Annotated in this window: 16 protein-coding genes; 8 read left to right on the top strand and 8 right to left on the bottom strand. The window is 63.9% G+C overall.

Translation table 11 applies throughout. The features are described from left to right. The first annotated feature begins 234 nt into the window (after positions 1-234). The 3 genes from T8K17_RS21410 (at position 235) to T8K17_RS21400 (ending at position 3,843) form a co-directional block, all read left to right on the top strand. Positions 235-1,350 carry a reverse transcriptase domain-containing protein gene (locus T8K17_RS21410; protein WP_416153142.1) on the top strand — a complete coding sequence of 372 codons (1,116 nt, stop codon included), beginning with the start codon at positions 235-237 and terminating at the stop codon, positions 1,348-1,350. Further along, the gene (locus tag T8K17_RS21405; protein ID WP_322331764.1) at positions 1,350-1,775 is read left to right on the top strand and encodes a hypothetical protein; all 426 of its coding nucleotides are present in this window, start codon (positions 1,350-1,352) and stop codon (positions 1,773-1,775) included. Before T8K17_RS21410 ends, T8K17_RS21405 begins: the two co-directional genes overlap by 1 nt. Before the next feature lie 199 nt (positions 1,776-1,974). Continuing rightward, positions 1,975-3,843, top strand: coding sequence for a dihydroxy-acid dehydratase (locus T8K17_RS21400; protein WP_322331763.1), 1,869 nt, complete (start codon positions 1,975-1,977; stop codon positions 3,841-3,843). Between the two features lie 90 nt (positions 3,844-3,933). On the opposite strand, the gene T8K17_RS21395 is transcribed toward T8K17_RS21400, so the two are convergent. After that, positions 3,934-7,248, bottom strand: a complete 3,315-nt coding sequence (locus T8K17_RS21395; RefSeq protein WP_322331762.1) for an ATP-binding protein — start codon at positions 7,246-7,248, stop codon at positions 3,934-3,936. Between the two features lie 155 nt (positions 7,249-7,403). Then, positions 7,404-8,348: an aminotransferase class IV gene (locus tag T8K17_RS21390; RefSeq protein WP_322331761.1), complete on the bottom strand. Its 945-nt coding sequence runs from the start codon at positions 8,346-8,348 to the stop codon at positions 7,404-7,406. An 86-nt stretch (positions 8,349-8,434) separates the two neighbouring features. Between T8K17_RS21390 and T8K17_RS21385 the strand changes: the two genes are divergently transcribed. After that, positions 8,435-8,959: a nuclear transport factor 2 family protein gene (locus T8K17_RS21385; protein WP_322331760.1), complete on the top strand. Its 525-nt coding sequence runs from the start codon at positions 8,435-8,437 to the stop codon at positions 8,957-8,959. Positions 8,960-8,976: 17 nt separating this feature from the next. On the opposite strand, the gene T8K17_RS21380 is transcribed toward T8K17_RS21385, so the two are convergent. The 6 genes from T8K17_RS21380 to T8K17_RS21355 all read right to left on the bottom strand — a co-directional run bounded on the left by T8K17_RS21380 (position 8,977) and on the right by T8K17_RS21355 (position 17,304). Beyond that, positions 8,977-10,554 carry a sensor histidine kinase gene (locus tag T8K17_RS21380; protein ID WP_322331759.1) on the bottom strand — a complete coding sequence of 526 codons (1,578 nt, stop codon included), beginning with the start codon at positions 10,552-10,554 and terminating at the stop codon, positions 8,977-8,979. A gap of 2 nt (positions 10,555-10,556) precedes the next feature. Next, positions 10,557-10,946, bottom strand: coding sequence for a hypothetical protein (locus tag T8K17_RS21375; RefSeq protein WP_322331758.1), 390 nt, complete (start codon positions 10,944-10,946; stop codon positions 10,557-10,559). A gap of 108 nt (positions 10,947-11,054) precedes the next feature. Beyond that, a complete protein-coding gene (hisS, locus tag T8K17_RS21370; RefSeq protein WP_322331757.1) occupies positions 11,055-12,413 on the bottom strand; it encodes a histidine--tRNA ligase in 1,359 nt (452 codons plus the stop codon). A 249-nt stretch (positions 12,414-12,662) separates the two neighbouring features. Further along, positions 12,663-14,429 (bottom strand): hydantoinase B/oxoprolinase family protein, encoded by a 1,767-nt coding sequence (locus T8K17_RS21365; protein WP_322331756.1) that lies wholly within the window; start codon positions 14,427-14,429, stop codon positions 12,663-12,665. Then, entirely contained in the window at positions 14,429-16,504 is a 2,076-nt protein-coding gene (locus T8K17_RS21360) for a hydantoinase/oxoprolinase family protein (protein WP_322331755.1), read from the bottom strand. Before T8K17_RS21360 ends, T8K17_RS21365 begins: the two co-directional genes overlap by 1 nt. Positions 16,505-16,548: 44 nt before the next feature. Beyond that, on the bottom strand, positions 16,549-17,304 hold the full coding sequence (locus tag T8K17_RS21355; protein WP_322331754.1) for an aspartate/glutamate racemase family protein: 756 nt from the start codon (positions 17,302-17,304) through the stop codon (positions 16,549-16,551). Between the two features lie 253 nt (positions 17,305-17,557). Between T8K17_RS21355 and T8K17_RS21350 the strand changes: the two genes are divergently transcribed. The 4 genes from T8K17_RS21350 to T8K17_RS21335 all read left to right on the top strand — a co-directional run bounded on the left by T8K17_RS21350 (position 17,558) and on the right by T8K17_RS21335 (position 21,217). After that, a complete protein-coding gene (locus tag T8K17_RS21350; RefSeq protein WP_322331753.1) occupies positions 17,558-18,379 on the top strand; it encodes an NAD(P)-dependent oxidoreductase in 822 nt (273 codons plus the stop codon). Positions 18,380-18,413: 34 nt separating this feature from the next. Next, a complete protein-coding gene (kdgD, locus tag T8K17_RS21345; RefSeq protein ID WP_322331752.1) occupies positions 18,414-19,343 on the top strand; it encodes a 5-dehydro-4-deoxyglucarate dehydratase in 930 nt (309 codons plus the stop codon). A gap of 174 nt (positions 19,344-19,517) precedes the next feature. Next, positions 19,518-20,504 (top strand): TRAP transporter substrate-binding protein, encoded by a 987-nt coding sequence (locus T8K17_RS21340; RefSeq protein WP_322331751.1) that lies wholly within the window; start codon positions 19,518-19,520, stop codon positions 20,502-20,504. 176 nt (positions 20,505-20,680) lie between these two features. Continuing rightward, entirely contained in the window at positions 20,681-21,217 is a 537-nt protein-coding gene (locus tag T8K17_RS21335; RefSeq protein WP_322331750.1) for a TRAP transporter small permease, read from the top strand. Positions 21,218-21,227 lie beyond the last annotated feature (10 nt).

The raw sequence follows: 21,227 nt of genomic DNA, 5'->3' as shown, positions 1-21,227 counted from the left end.
TACCCGCAAGCGCTCTGATAGAAAATGACAGAATCGTACCTAAAATTGCTGCATGAAAGCAAATCTCTTAAAGATATAGCTGCGCTACTTCAAGTTACTCCGAAGGGGTTGTCCTACGCGCTGTATAAGATTCCTGAAGAAAAAAAGTACCGTACTATTGAAATTCCAAAGAAAAATGGCGGAGTTAGAATTATAAGTTCGCCAAATTCCAGGCTTAAGAATATTCAATAAAAATTGAATTCTATTTTATCCGAATGTATTATGGAAATACGGAAGGGGGATCCTCGTTATGATGAACATTCTTACGGATATATTTCTGGAAAAAATATCATAAAAAACTCAACTGTTCACTCGAGGAAAAGATTTGTATTTAATATTGATCTGGAAGATTTTTTTGGGTCAATAAATTTTGGTAGAGTGAGGGGGTATTTTATTAATGATCATTATTTTCGACTTGAGCCGGATGTCGCAACTATAGTTGCACAAATAGCGTGTTATAAAAATTCTTTACCTCAGGGTAGTCCGTGCTCTCCAATTATTTCTAACATGATCGGCAGAATACTTGATATTCGTTTAAGGGATTTGTCTAAAAAAAATAACATTGAGTATTCAAGGTATGTGGATGACATTACGTTTTCGAGTAACGAAAAAGTTTTTCCTAACGAGATAGCATTTCAGATTTCTATTTCTGATTGGGGAGTTGGAGAGCGATTAAATTCAGAAATAGAAAGGTCAGGATTTAAGGTTAATGAAGCTAAAGTAAGGATGTCGAAGAGACAAAGGAGACAGGTTGTTACTGGTTTGACAGTTAATGATAAGCCAAATGTTCGCCGAGATTTTCTAAAATATACGCGTGCAATGTGTGATAATTATTTTAATACTGGAAGGTATTTTATTAATTTTGAAAAAAATAAAATAGAAGAGTTTACCGCTGGTAACGTCCTGCGCGGAAGGCTGTCGCATATTTATTATGTTCAGCAGAGAAAAGATAGAAAAAATGAACACAATCAAATTTATATTGATAAAGGTGAATTTGTACCGCCGAAGGAAATGGTTGGTCTGTATCGAAATTTTCTTCTATTTTCTTATTTTGTTAAAATGGAAAAGCCAATAATAGTTACGGAGGGAAAAACAGATATTTTGTATTTTAAGAAAGCAATCAGAGCGCGGTCTGAGAAATATCGAGAACTTGGAGTAACCAATAGCAATGGAATTATTGAATACGCTGTAGATTTTTTTAACCCATCAATGAGAAATCAGGATTTGCTTGAGTTGGGAGTAGGGGTTATTGGGCAGAAAAAGCTAATTCAAGAATTTCCAGCAATAAAAAGAAATTTAATTTTAATTTAATGAATAAGCCTGTGATTATCGTTTGTGATAATGATGACGGCCCAAAGGGTGGACTGTTTAGCGTTGCAAAAAATATTTCAAAAAGGGAAATTTCCATTGAAACTACCGATATGTTTTATAATTTGTATGAAAATCTATATTTAGTGAAAACTCCGGAAAACGGAGATAAGTTTACATCTATAGAAGATCTTTTTCCAGATAGCGTTTTAAGAACAAAACTGTCTGGAAAAACATTTGATTCAACTAACAATTCTGATCCGAATACAACATACGGAAAGGCATATTTCGCAGATTATGTTGTATCACCGAATTGGAAGACAATCGATTTTTCAGGATTCGACAGTTTATTGGATCGTGTAGTTGCGTGCATAGCTGATTATCGTTCAAAGAGTGAGGAAGCTGAGGGTCCTGTTGAAGCAGCCTAATTGGTGCCCCTAGGATCGAGGGAAAATTTATTATTCAGCTAGCTTCTCCTCCTCATATTGACAACGCCTCCCGGGGGTTCCACTCCTTGGCCGAATGCCGCGCCATGCACTAGCATCCGGGGCCGGATCGGGGACCGCTTCCCAAGGGGAGCGGCAAACCGGAAAACCGACCGTCTCGTGCCGACCAGAGGGAACGCCTGTGAAAAACTCAAGAACCGTCCTGATCGACCGCCATCCGGGCCGCTCGGCCCAGACCATCGGGCTCGCCCGCGAGCTCGGCACCGACCCGGAGCTGATCCACGAGCCGTCCGTCGGCGTGGTCGGTACCAAGGGCGACAGCCAGTGCTATCTGGGCGTCCAGGCCAAGGTCGAGGCGATCCACCAGACCCTGAAGAGCCATGTGGGCTCCGAGGCGGACAAGCTGCGCCTGCGCCTCGTGCAGCCGGAATACACGATCGCCACCTCGGACGGCATCCGCAACGGCACCCGGGAGATGCGCTACTCGCTGATCGGCCGCGAAGTCACCCATGACGCGCTGTGCGAGCATCTGGAGGCCACGGGCCTGGCCGGCACCATCGCCGTCGTTGCCTGCGACAAGCCGCCGGTCGGGACGCTCGCCGCGATCCTGGAGCATAACCAGCCGGCCATCATCATGTCCGACGGGCCGATCCGCCCGGGCCACGATCCGAACACCGGCGAGGCCCTGGACATCGTCAGCGCCTATCAGGTCGCCGGCAATCCGGATGCCGAGTTCCGCCACCACATCTCCTGCCACGCCTGCCCGGGCTTCGGCAGCTGCGGCGGCATGTTCACCTACAACACGATGCAGACCTTCATCGGCGTCGTCGGCCTGCAGCCGCTGGAGATGGTTGCGCCGCCGTCGGACGATCCGCGCCGCCTGACCGAGTTCCCGGAAGTGCTGGTCAAGCACCTGGCCAGCATGATCGAGAAGGACCTGAAGCCGCGCGACATCGTGGTCCGCGACAGCCTGCGCAACGCGATGATCGTCGCCATGGCGATCGGCGGGTCGACCAACGTCACCCTGCACGCGCCGGAGATCGCGCGGGCGGCCGGCTACGCCGATTTCTGGAAGGAGATCATCACGCCGGAGGAGTTCAACCACCTGTCCCAGCACGTGGTGCCGGTGCTCACCGATGCCCGGCCCTACGGCAAGTATTCGATGGTCGATATCGACGCCGTCGGCGGCGTGCAGGTGATCGTGCGCGAGCTGCTGGAGGCCGGCCTGCTGAACGGCGACGTGCTGACCTGCACCGGCGAGACCCTGGCCGAGCAGGTCAAGCGGCTGGAGACCAAGAAGGTCGACGGCAAGGTCATCTATCCGGTGGAGAAGCCGTACAAGCCGACCGGCGGCCTGCGGGTGCTGGGCGGCAACCTGTCGCCGGACTTCTCCGCCATCCTGAAGCTCGCCGGCGTCGAGGTCGGGCTGGAGGACAACCGGTTCGTCGGCAAGGCTCGGGTGTTCGAGGGCGAGGCCGGGCTGCTCAAGGCCCTGGACGAAACGCCGGAGACCTTTGAGAACAACGACATGATCATCGTGCGCTACGAGGGGCCGAGCGGCGCGCCGGGCATGCCGGAGATGCTGGATCCGACCTCGCGCATCACCACCCTGTGCCGCGAGCGGGGCATCGCCGTCGGCCTGATGACCGACGCGCGGTTCTCGGGGGGCTCGGTCGGTCTGGTGATCGGTCATGTGGGGCCGGAAGCTGCACTCGGCGGTCCGATCGCGCTGATCGAGGACGGGGACGAGATCGTCGCCGACCTCAACACCAACGAGCTGTCCTGCACCGCCCTGGACGACAAGGCGACGCGGGATGCCCGTCAGGCGAAATGGGACAAGGAGGTCGCCGATAATGGCGGCATCCATCCGAACTGCGGCATCGCCGATACCCGCCTGCTGCACCGTGCTCGCCACACGGCGGTGCCGGCGACCCGCGGCGGCGGTCTGCACCCGAACCGCGAGGTCTGGGTGCGCGAGCCGAGGACGGCCGACCGGTCCGGCTTCTCGCCGAAGAACAAGTATCGCCCGCAGACCGACAAGACGTTCTGATCGGCAGTACCTTCCGCGCCGTCTATAGGACGGCTACCGGTATCCGCCTCCGGCGCTTCGATGGCGTTGGGGGCGGACCGCCGAGCGGTCTCAGGCCGCGTTGACGGAGGTCCGCGGCGCGCGTTGCAGGTACCGGGTGAGGGCGTCGACCGTCTCACCGCCGTAGGCCTTGATCTCCGACGCGGCCTGCTCGATCGGTGCGCGGTCACCCGCCCAGGCCAGATCCTCCAGCTGGCCGGCAAGTGCGGCCAGCTTGGGGGCACCGATATTCAGGCACAGGCCGCGGAGCGCGTGGATCTCGCGCGCCAGCTCGCCGGTATCCAGCCGGATCACGGTGTTGCCGAACTCTGCCGTACGCTGCTCGATCTCGGAGCAGGCGGAGCGGAGGAGCGGTGCGAAGACCTCTGGCGGCGTGATGCTCTGCAGCGTTGCCAGACGTTCGGGGTCGATCCACCGGTCGGTGGTGAGTTTGTCGGCAAACGGTGCTCCCGCGGGTCCGTCCGGTTCGACGGTCTCGTCGCCCGGCGCGGCCTGGGATATCGCAGCCTGAACGGCGCTCAGAAAGATCCCGAAGTCCATCGGCTTGGTCAGATACCGGAAGAAGCTGGCACCCTTGCCTTGGGCGCCGGCGTCCGTCAGGGCAGCCGCGGTCAGGGCGATGACCGGGATATCCCTGGTCTCCGGATTGGCGCGGAGAAGGGCGTGCACCTCCTGTCCGGAAATATCCGGCAGGTTGAGGTCCAGCACGATGACGTCCGGTCGCAACTCCGTGGCGCGATCGACCCCCTCCAGCCCGGTGGCCGCTTCCACGAACCGGACATCGGGCAGGGAGCTTACCGCATGCTCGACGATCCGCGCGTTGATCGGATTGTCCTCGATGCAGAGCAGGGTGAAACCCCCGACGGTCTCGGCCTGCTCCGGTTCCGCTTCGGGGCCGGAGGCCGGAGCGATCTCCTCCCTCGGCGCGGCCTCGCGGCTGCGCGGCAGGCTCAGCCAGAAGGTACTGCCGTTGGGCTGGGCCGGCTGATAGCCGATCTGGCCTGACATGGCCATCGCCAGTTTCTTGCTGAGGGCGAGGCCGATGCCGGTACCCTCGATACTGCCGAATTCGGCACCGAGCCGGTCGAACGGGGAAAACAGCCGCGCCGCCTTCAGCGCACTGATCCCGGGGCCGGAGTCGGTGACGGAGATCGTGATGTGGTTGTGGTCCTGCTCTACATGCACCCGCACGATGCCGCCGACGGTGTTGTACTTGATCGCATTGGACAGCAGGTTCAGCAGCACCTGGATCGAGCGCTGCTTGTCCGCCAGCACCGGGCCGATCGCGTCGTCGATCTCGACCTGCAGGTCGATTTCCCGCTGCTCTGCCAACGGCCGCACGCTGGTGACCGCCCGCTCGATCATTTGCGCGACATGGGTGGTCTGCGGTGTCACCTTCATCTGACCGGCCTCGACCGTCGAAAGGTCGAGAACGTCGTTGACCAGACTGAGCAGCAACTGTCCGCTGGAGACGATATAGCCGCTGTATTCGGTGACCTGCTTCTCGGAGAGCGAGCGGAGATCACCCCGCTGCAGGATCTCGCCGAAACCGATAATCGCGTTCAGAGGCGTCCTCAATTCGTGGCTCATGCTGGCCAGGAAGTCGGACTTCGCCTTGTTGGCCGCATTGGCGGCATCGCGGGCCCGGCGGATCTCCTCATACGCCATCTCGCGATCGGTAACGTCGAAACGCAGGAGCATTCGGCCGCCATCGGAGGTCTTCCGCTCGACCATCTCGATGGCCCGGCCGTTGATATGGATCAGTGTGGTGGCGTTGGCGTCGGCGTGCCGCTTGAGCCGCCAGCGGATCCAGGCCTCCGGATTCTCCTGGGCCTCCTCGATCATGCCGAGACCGACGACGCGTCGGATCATGGTTTCGAACGTATCGCCGATGCGCTCAACGAAGCCGATGCCGGTGGGGTGTTGGGACGGCGCGTTCCGGTAGATGAGTTCGTCGGCGTCGTTGAACAGCATGAAGCCGCCCGGGATGGCGTTGGTGGCGTCCCGAAGGCGCTCCTTGGCGTCGATGAAGTCGGTGATGTCGCGAGCCGTTCCCCGGTATCCGACGAAGGTTCCGTCCGTCCCGAAAATCGGAACGCCGCTGGTCCGGATCCATCGGATGCCGCTGGGCGAGCGCCGGGGATACTCGAAATCGGAGAATGGAAGGTGCTGGTCCAGAACCCGTTGGTGATCCTGAATCGCCGAGGGCGAGGCCATCAGCTCGCGGGCGCACATGTCGATGCGTCGCTTGCCCAAATGCCACTGCCGCGAGGCGTGGGACGCCTGCTCGACCGCCTTGGACATCCAGACCATGCGATGCTCGGCGTCGGTTTCCCAGAACCAGTCGCCGGAGGCTTCGGCGAAGTCGCGGAACCTGCCCTCGCTGTCGCGCAGCCGCTGGGCGACAGCTTCGCGCTGCCGGATCTGTACGATCAGGGCGGCGGCCACGCCGATCAGGAGCGCCACGGCGAGCAGCAGACGCCAGAAATCAGAAGCGAAGGCCGCCTTGAACCACGCCAGGGCTGGCGCGTGGTCTACCGAAATCGATAGAACGAACCGTCGATCGCCGGTCGGTGCGAAGCCGACGAGCCGGTCGATGTCGCTGGCGGCATCTTCGACGCGTAGATAGCCCGAGCCGATTTCGTCGATCACTCCGATGTCCAGCGCCGGCTCGAGAACCTGCAGGTTCGCGGGGTCGCCATCGAAAGGGTACCGGGCCAGGATGCGGCCGTCGGAGCGCGACAGGGTGACGACCGCACTAAGCCCGAGATCGGCCGCTTTGAAGAGTTGCCTGAAATAGGACGGATCGACGGTTCCGTAGATCAGGCCGTCGAACGTGCCTTCCTTGTCCGTCATCCGGTAGCCGACGAAGAATACGGTCGCCTGCAGCGTGGACGAGTAGAACGCCTCCGACACGTAGGACTCGGCGGACGGACCGTCGAGACTGCGGACGGCCCTGAAGCCGGGTGTCTTGGAAATGTTCAGCGGGGGCGGATTGGCCGAGCCGGAGGTGGCGAGCCGATTTCCCTCCCGATCCACCCACCCCAGGGTCTTCAGTACAGGCGTTCCGCCATGGACGGCCTTCAGCGTCCGGTGGATCTCCAGCGGTGTCAGCGCGCCGTCCCGCGCTTCCTGACGGATCCGAACCGTCTCGCGCAGGGCGGAATCGATGCCTTCGAAGACACGGGCGGTGTGCTGAGCGAGCAGTTGCGACGTGCGGCGGGACCTGGACTCGATCGAGTCGAGTTCTTGATTGTAGTCATGCCAATGGTCCCAGGAGACCATACCTATGAGCGCCACCAGGCCGATCGCAGCGCCGATCAGCACCTGGTGCTTCGGTTTTACGCTCAACCAGGACAAGGCCACAGGGAAACTCCGTCTAGAACAGATACGGAGCTAATTTGAGGCAAGTCGATTAGCATTCCCTTAACGCGGCCGATGGGCCGGCAGAGTAGTCCCGGTACCCGGGGGAGGGGTGAACGGCCGCTCTCCTCGAACTCCCCTGGTCCGCCTGCTGCGGATCAGCCGTAGTCGATCGGCGTGGCGTCCCGCCCCTCGCGGTGCCAGTCCCAGTAGGTCTCCTTCAGCCGGGCTGAGATCGGACCGGGCCGATCGTTGGAGAGAATCGTTCCGTCGATGCGCGCCGCCGGCATGACCCCGCCGGCGGTGGTCGAGGTGAAGATCTCGTCGGCGGCGCGGAGCTCGTCGGCGGTGATGGCGCGAATCTCCCAGGCGATGCCGAGCGCGTCGCACAGATCGAACACCGTCTGCCGGGTGATCCCTTCCAGCGCGCCGCGGTCGGGCGAGACCACGGTACCGTCCTTGACCATGAAGACGTTGAATCCGGGTCCCTCGGTCACCAGCCCGTCGGCGTCGAGCAGCACGGCGTTGTCGACCCCCGCATCCTCCGCCTCGAACATGGCGCGGACCAGATCGCCCCAATGGAAGTTTTTGATCGTCGGATCGACGCTTTCCGGCGAGATTCGCTGGGTCTTGGCGACGATCAGGTGGGCACCGCGTTCCTGCACGTCGGTGGGGATCACGTCGATCCACGGGATGGCATAGCAATAGAAGCGGTTCTGCATCAGGCTCGGGCGGCGCGGCATGCCGGGCAGGGGCACGCCGCGCGTGGCGATCATCGCGACATAGGCCTCCCGCAGGCCCGACAGCCGAACGCAGTCGGTCAGGATGCCGGCGATCGCTTCGCGGGAGTAGGGGATGGACATGCGAAGCCCGGCCATCGACTTCTCGAACCGCGCCAGGTGGTGCTCCAGGCGAAAGAAGGCGCCGCCCCAGACATGGACCACGTCGTAGGTCACGTCCGACTTGCCGAAACCCCAGTCCATGATCGAGATCGACGCCTCGCCGGCGGGGACGTAGCGGCCGTTGCAGAAAGCCGCCCCTTTGGAGAAGTCTGCGCCGCTATCGGCGGCCGTCCGGGCGTCGGGCGCGGTCAGATCGTTCATGGCGGATCCCCTTCATGCGTTCCCACATAGAGTGCGCTTGCGCTAGGACTGACGAAAATAGGGAAAATTGAAAAGGGAGAGCCCGGATGCCCCAGACGCACATCACCGCCGAGACCTTGGTTGACCGCGAGAAGATCAAGACGCTGAAGGCGCAGTACTGCCGTTTCCTGGATACCAAGCAGTGGGATCGGCTGGCGGGGCTGTTCCTGGAGGAAGCGACCTTCGAGGGGTTCGGGTCGGCCCCGACCGGCTCGACCGCCTCGCAGTTCGTCGCCGGCGCCAGCGCCCGTCTGCAGGAGGCGCTGACGGTGCATCACTGTCACATGGCCGAGATCGCGTTCGACGGGCCGGATCGGGCACGGGCCGTCTGGGCGATGGTCGACGTGGTCCAGTTCCTCGACGGCCGCGAGCCGATCGAGGCGCCCGGCCATAGCGGCTTCACCGGCTACGGCCACTACGAGGATGCCTGCCGCCGCGTCAACGGGATCTGGTACTTCGCCAGCAAGCGTCTGTCGCGAATCCGCATCGACCCGATCCCGCGGGACGATCCGGCAGCCTTGACCAATCGGTTGAAGGCCCATGCGGATTGGATCGGGTTCGCGGAGGCGTGACGGTCGCGGTCCGCCGCTCAGTTGCCGGTGCCGGTCTGGGCCAGGGCGTGCTGGTCGCGGTCAGCGAGGTACCGGTCGGCGGGCAGGTGGACGGTGACGCGGGTGCCGACACCCCATTCGCTTTCCAGCGTCAGCGCACCGCCGTGAAGTTCGGCCATCTTCCGCGCCAGCGGAAGTCCGAGCCCGGTTCCCTTCTCCAGGGGCGAGGACAGGCCTTCGACCCTGCCGAACGGCTCCATCACCTCGTCCAGGGACTCTGCCGGGATACCGGAGCCGGTATCTTCGACCAGGAGGGCGATGCGCCCGTCCGGCTCGATCCGGACATCGACCGAGACCATGCCGGCCACGGGTGTATGCTTCACCGCATTTCCCAACAGGTTGATCAGGATCTGCCGAATCTTCATCGGGTCGATCAGCAGCATCATGTGGTTGCGGTCCATCCTGGAGTCGAGCCGAACCCCGCGCTCGTGGGCGAGAGGGGCGATGACCCGCAGGGTTTCCGCCAGAAGTGAGGCGACATCGGTCGGCTGATCCGACAGGGATTCCCGGCCGACTTCGATCCGGGCGATATCCAGCAGGTCGTTGATCACCTTGAGCAGGTGCTTGCCGCTGTGCAGGATGTCGTCGGCGAATTCCTTGTAGCGGCCCGGCTCGATCCGTCCGAACAGTTCCCGGGACATGATCTCCGAAAACCCGATGATGGCGTTGAGCGGGGTTCTGAGTTCATGGCTCATCGACCACAGGAACTGGGTCTTGGAGTCGTTGGCCCGGTCCGCCTCGCGCTTGGCGATCTCCAGTTCGACGGTGCGTTCCACCACCCGCTGCTCCAACTCCTGGTTCAGCGTGGCGAGCGCGGTTTCCGATGCCTGGATCTGCGCGAAGGACTCCTGAAGCTGGCGCTCTCGGTCGGTCTCCGACACCACCAGGGTGTTGTACGCGTGCACGATGAGGCCCATTTCGTCGCGGCTGTTCCAGTGCACGATGTGCCGCGTCCCGGATCTGGCCGACCGCAGGATGGCGTCCGTCAGGCGGTTCAGCGGGCGGCGGATCAGGAAGCGGAACGACAGGCCGCCGGCGATGAGCGCCGCCAGGAAGGCGATGGAGATTGCCGACACGCCGAGCAGGAGCTCCAGCTCGCGGATCTCGACCAGTTCCGCATCGGAAAAGTCGGCCCGCAGCATCCAGTCCCCCCGGTCGTCGATGGGAAGCTCGAGAGAGTATCCCCCGTTTCCGGCCACGCAGCCCTGGGCCGGCGGCAGCGCGACGGCAACGGTCTCGCCGTTCCTGAGTTCGGCGCACAGAAACGCCCGGTCGGAGGCGAGGGGGGCCAGCAGATCGCCTGCCAGGGCCGGATCCACATAGGCGTCGTGCCGGTCGATCGCGCTGGCGACGCGGGCGGACAGATTGCCGATGCGGCTGGTCAGCAGCTCGTTATCCATGCGGTGCATGAAGCCGAAGATCAGCCAAGAGCAGGGGACGATGATCAGGAGGAAGGCGAGACTGATGACGGCGAGGAACCGGACGTAGAGCCGTTGCGTCCAGCGCGGCCGCGTGGGCAGTCCCGGGTCGGTCTTCGCCGCGACAGTCTCGGTCACGATTACCTCGTGACCTTTCCGGACGCCATCAGGCCCTGGAGAAGGGTGCGGTCGGCCACTGCGGTGTGAAACACCGTATAGGTGTTGTCCTGCCGCGCCATGTAGTAGTCGATCGGCACGGTCTCGCCAGCGTCGTCGCGAAAGTCGAAGCAGAGCACGAAATGCGCGCCGTAGATCAGGATCATGGGGTGGGCGGTCACCGGATGCAGCCGACGGACATCGCCGCTGGAACGATCGAGGTAGAGGATCGTGCCGTCGACCAGGCTGCGGTCGATATGGCGCTGCATGGCGGCCTGCAGGGTCGCCTTTTCGTTCAGGGACAGCTCCGTATCGGCGAATCCGGAGCCGGCGCTGAGCACGACCAGGACTGAGGCCAAAAGAAGCGCGCGCATCGCTTTCATCGAAAGACACTCATCGTCATTGCGTTGCAGTGCAAAATGCACGCACTGACTTAATAAACGATGAAGTCGGTTCCCGGCGATGTGGCGATCGTCGGCGGTCTATGGCTGGACGGAGAGCATGGTCTTCAGAGTTTCAACCAGCTTTTCCTCTTCGACCACCACCTGATCGCCCGACGCGAGGGTCTTCACCTGCCAGGTCCCGGCGGCGAACTCGTCCTCGCCGGCGACCAGGGCCAGCTTGAAGCCCTTGCGGTCGGCGTATTTGAACTGCTGGCCGATCTTGCGCTGCTCGGTCGCCACTTCCGCGCCGATCCCCGCCTTGCGCAGCTTGCCCGCCACGGTCAGGTACCGGTCCAGCTTGTCCTGGTCGAGCACGGTGACCAGGACCGGCGCGGTCGTCGCCTGCTCGACCGGCAGCAGCCCGGCCTCCATCAGGCGGGTGACCAGACGGGTCAGACCGATGGAAATGCCGACACCCGGCAGCTTGCGGTTGGTGTAGAGCCCGGCCAGGTTCTCGTAGCGCCCGCCGGAGCAGATGCTGCCGATGGACGGGTGGTCCACGAGGGTCGTCTCGTACACCGTGCCTGTGTAGTAGCTGAGGCCGCGGGCGACGGAGAGGTCGAGGATGAAGGTCTCCGGCGTCAGGCCGAGGCTGGCGGCCGCGCGGGCGACGGTGGTCAATTCCTCTACGCCGGCGGCGTAGGTCTCGTTCAGGCTGTCGGCCGGCGCCAGTTCCAGCAGCTTCGCGATCACCTCCTCGGCCGGGCCGCGCAGGGAGACATAAGCCATGATCAGGTCGAGCTGCTTGTCGTCGAGCTTGTAGGTCTCGGCCAGTTCCTTGCGGATCTCGTCCGGGCCGACCTTGTCGATCTTGTCGATCACCCGCATGGCGTCGGAGATCGAGCCGGATGGGATGCCGGTGCCGGACAGGAAACCCTCGAGCAGCTTGCGGTTGCTCATGCGGATCTGGAACGGCCCGATATTCATTTCCTTGAAGATGCCGTCGATGATCGCCGGGATCTCCGCATCGGTGATCAGGCTCAGCGTCTGGTCGCCGACCACGTCGATATCGCACTGGATGAATTCGCGATAGCGCCCGGCCTGCGCCCGCTCGCCGCGCCAGACCGGTTGGATCTGATAGCGGCGGAACGGGAAGACCAGCTCGCCCGCGTGCTGGGCGACGAAACGCGCCATCGGCACGGTCAGGTCGAAGCGCAGGGCGAAGTCGGTGTCCTCGCCGCCATCGGCGATCCGGTGGACGCCATAGACCTGCCGGTCGACGCTGTCGCCGCCTTCCTTGGCCAGCAGCACCTCGCGCAGCTCGAAGGCCGGGGTGCTGAGCGGCACCGCACCGGCCAGCTCGAAATGCTTCCGCACGATCTCGACGCAGCGGTTGAAGGTGATCTGCTCGGCGGGCAGGAACTCCCGCAGGCCGCTGATGGAACGGGGGCGAATCATGGCGTGCCGCTTCCCTTGTCGAAGTGCGTGTCGGCGCTCGGGGCGCTGGGGCCCTTGAACTAGAAGTTTGAAGGGGCGGGGGCAATAGCAGAGTGCGGGGGAGCGGGCGGCGACTCATCCCCCCGTCATCCTGAACTTGTTTCAGGACCTCAATTTGCCGCCGGATCGGCCCTCGGACGGTTGCAGACTGGCCCCGGGGCTTTGGAGGTCCTGAAACAAGTTCAGGATGACAGTGGATGGAAAGAGACCTTACCCCCGCCGTGCCGCCGTCGCCGCGACATCCACGCTGCCGTCCGACCCGATCACCACCCCGAACGCGTCGGCCGCCGTCTGCACCGAGATCAGCCCGTCCAGCACATCCTCGGCAACCGCCTGCGGATCGCGGGTCATCGGATCGCCGTAGCCTCCGCCGGCCGGGCCGAGGCAGCGGAAGCGGTCGCCCTTGGCGATGCGCATATGCGGCACCTTCGACGGCAGCTCGCGCACCGCGCCCGAGGGCGTGTGCAGCCGCAGCTCCGCCTGCTTGCCCGAGGCTCCGCCGTCGAAGCCCCAGGGGGCGAAGCCGTGGCCTTCGCCCTCCACCGACGCCCCGCCATCGGCGAGATACTCGAACTCCCGCACCGAGCCGAGGCCGCCGCGCCATTTGCCCGCACCCACCACGTCCTCACGCAACTCGTAGCGCGACACGCGTAGGGGGAGGTGGGTCTCGATATCCTCGATCGGGTTGTTGCGGGTATTGGCGTAGAGCGTGTCGACCGCGTCCATGCCGTCGCTGCCGTGCCTGCCGCCATAGCTGCCCTCGAAGATCTCCATGTGGACCCAGTGCTTGCCGGCATTGAGCCCGGAGAAGGCGATGACCTTCAGGTTGCCGATCCCGGCCGATACGTTATGCGGCATCGCCTGGGCCAGCGCCTTCATCACCGTGTCGGCAAGCTGGTTGCCCGGGCAGAAGCGGGCGATGGTCGGGGCCGGGAAGATCGGGTTGGCGAGGCACCCGTAAGGCGCCTTGATCTTGATCGGCCGGGTCAACCCGTCATTCACCGGGATATGGCCGTGCACGGCGGTGTCCAGCAGCACAGAGCGGATGGTCAGCCAGATGGCGATATCGGCGGTGCCGACCAGCGGCATGTTGATCGGCGCGTCGTCCACCTGGTCGGCGGTGCCTTCCAGATCCACCTCGATCTCGTCGCCGCGCACCCGGAGAGTGACACAGATCGGCAGCTCCTTCTTCTTCGGGTCGTCGGAATCCAGGAAGCCGTCGATATAGGTGGTGGCCGAGTAGTCGCCGTCCGGCAGCTTGGCGATGGCGCCGCGCATCAGCCGCTCGGCATGGTCCATCGCCCCCTCGCAGGCGGCCTCCAGGGTCTCCACCCCGTAGCGCTCCATCAGTTCCTCGAAGCGCTTCGCACCGATGCGGGCGGCGGCGATCTGCGCCTCCATGTCGCCGACCACCATGTCGGAAACCCGGATGTTGTCGCGCAGGATGTGCCAGACCGGATCGACCTTCACACCCCGGTCGTAGACCTTGATCGCCTTGAATTGCAGGCCCTCGGCATAGGCGTCGATGGCGTCGACGATGCCGCAGCTTCCGGGGGTCAGCGCGCCGATATCCAGGTGATGGGCGGTGGTGCCGGCCCAGGCGATCAGCCGCTCGCCGTGGAAGATCGGCACCATGAAGGCGACGTCGGGGCCATGGCTGGCGCCGGAATAGGCGTCGTTGTGCATGATCACGTCGCCCGGCCGCACGGTCTCGCCGCGCTCGGACAGGATCTTGTTGATGCCATGGATATAGCCGGGGATCGGACCGGATTGCAGCGGGGTGGATTGCGCACTCTCGGCGAGCCCTCGGCCGCTCGCGTCGACCAGGCCTGCGCCGAAATCCTCCGACTCCCGGATGATCGAGGAGTAGGACATCCGCATCAGCCGATAGCCCATTTCAACGGCGATGTTCTCCAGCGCGCCCTGGACGACGGCGATGGTGACCGGATCGACGCTCGGTTTGCTCTGGATGTTCATCACGCGTCTCCCTTGTTGAGCAGCAGGTTGCCGGCGGCGTCGGCGCGGGCGGTCCAGCCGGGCGGGACCACGGTTGTCGTGTCGGTCTGTAGGATCACCGCCGGGCCGGGTACGTCGGTGTCCAGCGGCAGCTTGAAGCGGTCTAGGAAGGCCGTGAGCAGGGGCTTTACGCCCTCCGACGTGGCGAACACCGCCTCGCCCCGGTGGACGGTGGCGGCCTCGACGCTGTCGCCGCCGGTGACGCTCGGCGGCGCGATCTTGGCCGCCTCGCCATTGGCGGTGACGCGGATGTTCACGATCTCCACCGGACTGCCGGGGAAGGCGTGGCCGTATTCGGCCTCGTGGGCACGGGCAAAGGCGTCGAGCACCTGCTTGACGACGGCGTCGGTCACCGCGCCCTCGGGGAAGGCGACCCGCAGCTCGTACCCCTGGCCGACATACCGCAGGTCGCCGGCGCGTCTGTAGGTCACGCCGGCCGGATCGACCTTGTCGGCGGCAAGCTGGGCGCCGAGATCGGCCTCCATCGCCGTGAAATCCTCATTCAGGCGGGCGAGGTCGATATCGGTGGAGACCTGGAACTCGGTCTTCACCGCGTCGTATTTCAGGTCCGTGGTCAGCAGGCCCACCGCCGAGGTGATTCCAGGCCATGCCGGGACCAGCACCGTCGGAATGCCCAGCAGGTCGGCCACGTCGGCGGCGTGCAGCGGACCGGCCCCGCCGAAGGCCACCAGGGCGAAGTCGCGCGGGTCGAGCCCCTTTTGCACCGTGCGTGAGCGGATGGCGTTGGCCATGTTGGCGTTGACGATGGTCAGGATGCCGGCCGCTGTCTCATGCAACTCGAGCCCGACCTTCCCCGCGAAGCCGGAGATGACCTTCTGCGAGGCGTCCACGTCGAGGGACATCTCGCCGCCCAGGAAGTTCTTCGGGTCGAGGCGGCCGAGCACCACATGGGCGTCGGTCACGGTCGGCTGGTCGCCGCCATGGCCGTAGGCGGCGGGGCCGGGCCGGGCGCCGGCGCTGCGCGGACCGACCCGCAGGGCCCCGCCGGCATCCATATGGGCGATGGAGCCGCCGCCGGCCCCGATGGTGTGGATGTCGATCATCGGGGCCAGGACCGGATAGCCGCCGATCCAGGTGTCTCGGGCCGTTGCCTCGGCGAAGGCGCCGTCGACGGTGATGCCGATATCCGCCGACGTGCCACCGATATCGAGCGTGATCAGTGAGGTGTGGCCGGACAGGGCGCCGCTCCACGCCCCGCCGAGCACACCGGCGGCCGGACCGGAGAGCAGGGTGAGGATCGGCTTCTCGGCCACCATCTTCGCCGTCGCCGCCCCGCCGTTGGAGCCCATCACGTGGAGGTCGCAGCCGAGCCCGCTGTCGCGCATGGCGCTTTCCAGGTGGCTGACATAGTCGCGGACCTTGGGGCCGATGAAAGCGTTCATCGCCGCCGTGGTGAAGCGCTCGAACTCGCGGAACTGCGGGGCGACGGAGGCGGAGGTGGTCACGAACGCCTCCGGATGTTCCTCGGCGACGATCTCGCGTGCCCGCTCCTCGTGCGCCGGATTGAGGTAGGAGAACAGGAAGCCGATGGCGATGGCCTTCACTCCCGCCGCCTTCAGCTCGCGGGCGGCCCGACGCACCGCGTCCTCGTCCAGCGGCACCAGCACCTCGCCGCGCGGCGGTGCCAGGCGCTCGGTCACGGTCTTGCGGTGGCGGCGCTTGACCAGCGGGCGGTCCTGCCACGGGATCTCCTGCATGATGGAATAGTGCTGCGGACGCTGGTGGCGGCCGATATGCAGGATGTCGCGATAGCCCTCGGTGGTGATCAGCCCGGCTTCGACCCCGTCATATTCCAGCACCGCGTTGGTGGCGATGGTGGTGCCGTGCATCAGGTGATCGATGCCGGCGGGATCCACGCCGACCCGGCGGCAGAGCTCGATCGCCCCCTCCACGACTCCACGAGACGGGTCGTCCGGCGTGGTCGGCGTCTTATGGATCACCGTCTCGCCCCTGTCGGTGTCGGTATAGACCAGATCGGTGAACGTCCCGCCGACATCGACGCCAATCAGTTTCATGCCTGTCTCCGCGCCCGGACGGGCGGCTAGGGTGGGAGGGGCGGTCACTCCGCCGCTTTGAGAGGGTCCTGGGGCGCGTGGCGGGAGAGTCCGCCGGAATAGGGCTTTACCCGGGGCGGGGCATAGGCGCCGCGTTTGCAGGTCTTCAGACCCAGTCCCACCAGCGCCTCGGCGAATTTCACGGCGGCCGCCACCCCGTCGATCACCGGCACCCCGGTCTCCCGGGTCAGCGCGTTGGCCAGATCGGTCATCCCTGCGCAGCCAAGCAGCACCGCTTCAGCCCGGTCCTCCTCGATGGCGGCGAGCACCTGATCGCGCACCTTGGCGGCGGCGGCCCCGCCTTCCTCCTCCAGCGCCAGCACCGGGATCGAGGCGGCCCGCACCCGGCGGCAGTGGCGCTCGAAGCCGTATTTCAGGGCCAGCATCTCGATGATCGGCACGGAGCGGTCGAGCGTTGTGACCACGGAAAAGCCGTGGCCGACCATGGAGGCTGCAGCCATCGCCGCCTCGCAGATGCCGACGACCGGCACGTCGACGATCTCGCGGCAGGCCTCCAGGCCCGGATCGTCGAAACAGGCGATCACCACGGCGTCGGCACCGTCGGCCACCCCTTTGCGGGTCTCCTCCAGCAGGCCGGGCAGGCAGAACGCCTCGTCGTAGTGGCCCTCGATGCTCACCGGGCCGTCTGCCGGGCTCAGAGCGAGGATCTGCGTTCCGGTCGCCGCCACGGCCACGGCCGTCTCGCGGATCTTGTCGGTCATGGAGGCAGTGGTGTTCGGATTGATCACGAGGATGCGCATGAGCCCGTTCCTTTGCCGGCGTCGGTGCCGGAGCGCCGCTGACAGCAGTGTATTCAGCGTCTCGACCGGCTGTGAAGGGTGCGCGGTCGGCGGTGGCGCCGGCGCGCAGCCGGGCCGCGCTTCATGCGTGCGCAAGACGCGATAGGCCACGGTCCTTGCCGACCCCACAGCCGGGATCTCGGAAAAGCGGTAGACGCATTGATCATATGAAGTTAGATCAATGATACCGATTGATCATATGGATGGTGTTGCCATGAAACGCGTGCTTCTCACGGGCGCCGGAGGCGGGATCGGCAAGCGGATGCGCCGGGAGCTGGCGGGCGCCTATCCGATCCTACGGGTGTCCGACGTGGCCGATCTGGGCCCGGCCGGGGAGGGGGAAGAGGTCGTCATCGGTGACATCTGCATCGCCGACGACCGCGCCCGCATGGTCGAGGGGGTGGACGGCATCATCCATCTCGGCGGCCTGTCGGTGGAGCATGCCTGGGACGATATCCTGCGGGTTAATATCGACGCCACCTACCGGCTCTACGAGGCTGCCTTCGAGGCCGGGGTGACGCGGATCGTCTTCGCCAGTTCGAACCATGCCGTGGGCTTCTACCCGCGCAGCCGGAAGCTCGACGGGACGGAGCGGCCGCGCCCCGACTGCCGCTACGGGTTGAGCAAGGTGTTCGGCGAGGGGCTGTCCCAGTATTTCGCCGACAATTACGGGATCGGAATCCTGTCGATCCGCATCGGCTGGTGCTTCCAGAAGCCCGAGACCCAGCGCCAGGTCGGGTGCTGGGTCAGCATCGGCGACCTGACCCGCCTGTGCCGGCTCGGCCTCGACCTGCCAGCCCTGCACCACGAGATCGTCTATGGCGTGTCCGACAATTCCCGCACCTGGTGGGATAACAGCACGGCCAGACGACTGGGCTTCGTGCCGCAGGACACGGCCGATGTCTGGATCCCGGAGGTCGACGCATCCACCGTACCGGAGCCGGGGAACGAGGTGGCCCTGGGCGTCCAGGGCGGTCCCTTCGCCAGCACGGAATATCACGGCGATCCGGCCCGGGTCGTGCCGGCCACCTCCTGATCGCCAAACCTGTCCGCCTCCAGAGGGAACAACCATGCCGCTGTCACCGCAGGAACTGAAATCGAAGATGGGATCGGGCCTGCTGTCCTTCCCGGTCACCCATTTCGACGCCGATCTGGAATTCGCCGAGGGGCCGTATCGCGAGCATGTCGGCTGGCTCTCCTCCTACGACGCCGCGACCCTGTTCGCCGCCGGCGGGACGGGCGAGTATTTCTCGCTCGGCCAGGATGAATTCGCCCGAATCGTCCGAGCCGCCGTCGAGGCGGCCGGCGGGCGCTGTCCGGTGGTCGCCGGCTGCGGCGTGAACACCCGCCGCGCCATCGCCGATGCCAAGGCGGCCGAGGCGGCCGGTGCCGACGGCGTGCTGCTGCTACCGACCTACCTGATGGGTGGCACACAGGAGGGCCAGTACGCCCATGTGAAGGCGGTCTGCGACGCGATCTCCATCGGTGTCGTTGTCTACAACCGGGCGACCTCGGTGCTGAAGGCGGACACGGTGGCCCGGCTGGCCGAGGCCTGCCCGAACCTGATCGGCTTCAAGGACGGGGTAGGGGAGATCGATCTGGTCACCCGCATCCGCGCCACCCTGGGCGACCGGCTGGTCTATGTCGGCGGCATGCCGACCCACGAGCTGTTCGCCTCTGCCTACGACGCCGCCGGGTTCTCCACGTATTCCTCGGCGGTGTTCAATTTCGTCCCCGAACTGGCGCTGTCTTTCTACGCCGCTCTGCGGGTCGGCGACCATACCGCCATGGATCGGATCCTGCATGGGTTCTTCTACCCCTTCGCCGATATCCGCGACCGGGTGGCGGGCTATCCGGTGTCGCTGATCAAGGGGGGGCTGAAGGCGGTGGGGCGCGACCCCGGGCCGGTGCGGCCGCCGCTGGTGAACCCGACGGAAAAGGACGTCGCCGACCTCGCCGAGGTGATCCGAAAGTCGGCCGAGTTCAGCGCGGCTGCATAAAAATACGATCAATAGACAGTTAGATTGACCAATTTCGTAAACGGAGCATACTTCTCGACAAAATAGAATTCCGACCGCGGACCCGAGCCGGATCGCCGGCGACCGCCGGGCGGATGCTCACCAAGTCGTGACGAAAAAAGCCCGGGTCAATCGGGCAACCATAGGGAGGATGACATGAAACTGATCGACAGGATTGGTGCGACCGCCATTGCGGTCGTCGTGGCGGCCGGCGTCGCCGGCGCTGCCCAGGCGGCCGAATGGAAGGGCTGGAACATTCACGTTCCGGACTATCCGAACACCGTCGCCATGGACAGGTTCGCCGAGCTCCTGGACAAGAACAGCGACGGGCGGATCACCCTGAAGATGTTCCATGGCGGCGTGCTCGGGAGCCAGCCGGACGCCATCGAGCAGCTCCGCATCGGGGCGATCGAGATCGGCAACTTCAACCTCGGCCCGATCGGTCCGGTGGCGCCGGAGGCGAACGTCGTCTCGCTGCCGTTCATCTTCAAGGACCAGGATCACATGCACCGGGCCATGGACGGCGCCCCGGGCGAGCAGATCAGTGCCGGCATGGAGAAGATCGGGATCGTCGCGCTGGCCTGGTACGATTCCGGCGCGCGCTCGTTCTACAACACCAAGAAGCCGATCATGAAGCCGGAGGACGTCGCCGGGATGAAGGTGCGGGTCATGAACAACGACCTGTATTCCGGCATGATCGCCGCCATGGGCGGCAACCCGTCGCCGATGGCCTTCTCCGAGGTCTATCAGTCGCTGAAGACCGGCGTGGTCGACGGGGCGGAGAACAACTGGCCGTCCTACGAGTCCACCGGGCATTTCGAGGTCGCCGGCTTCTACTCGATGTCCGAGCACCTGATCATCCCGGAATGCGTCTGCATCAACGCCGATGTCTTTAACGGCCTGTCGGACGCCGATAAGGACCTGGTGCGCAACGCCGCCCGCGAGTCCTCCGTCCTGCAGCGCGAGCTCTGGGCCAAGCGGGCCGAAGCGAGCCGCGACAAGGTCATCAAGGCCGGCGTGAAGTTCAACGCGATCGACGACAAGACCGCCTTCCAGGAGGCCATGAAGCCGGTCTACGCCAAGTTCCTGGAATCCAACCCCAATCTGAAGCCGCTGGTCGAAGCGATCCAGGCCACCCAGTAACGGCTTCCTGCGCGGCCGCCGGAGCCTACCGTCCCACGACGCTCCGGCGGCCCTTTTTTACAGGCGCTTCCTCCATCCGCGCCCGGCCAGCCGTGGCCGGCCAGCAGGGGTCAGTACAGCAGATGCATCCCCCGATTTCCGACGACAGGCCCGGCCGGGGAGGTCCGCTCCGGCCCGTGCTTCAACCGTTCTATCGGCTTCTGGACGCCGTCTGCCAGGTCAGCCTCGTGGTCTCCGGCACCGCCATGGTCACGCTGACGGTGATCTTCGGCTGGCTGGTCTTCGGCCGCTATGTGCTCAACGCCACCCCGACCTGGGTCGAGCAGGTATCGCTGCTGCTGGTGGCGCTGATCGGCTTCCTCGGCGCCTCGACCGGGGTGCACGAGCGCTCCCATCTCGGCGTGTCGTTCTTCCGGGACATAGCGCCCCGCCCGGTGCGGCTGGCGATGGAGCTGGTCTCCTATCTGATCATGGCGGTGTTCGGGGCGGTCATGATGGTCAACAGCTACAAGCTGGTCTTGTTCAAGTGGAGCGCCGAGATCCCGCTGATCAACCTGCCCGAAGGGTTGCGGGCCGTGCCGCTGACCCTCTGCGGCGCCTTCACGCTGGCCTATTCGATCGGCCACCTGATCCGCTTCTTCACCGGTGAGCGGCTGGACGACCGGATCTTGGAGACGCCGCCACCGGCCGATCTCCCGCATTCGGCCGAGTAGGGGGACGCCA

Source organism: Thalassobaculum sp. OXR-137, assembly GCF_034377285.1.
Lineage (GTDB): Bacteria > Pseudomonadota > Alphaproteobacteria > Thalassobaculales > Thalassobaculaceae > Thalassobaculum.
Note: the sequence above shows the minus strand (reverse complement) of the source record. Positions and strands in the feature narration are given on the sequence as shown.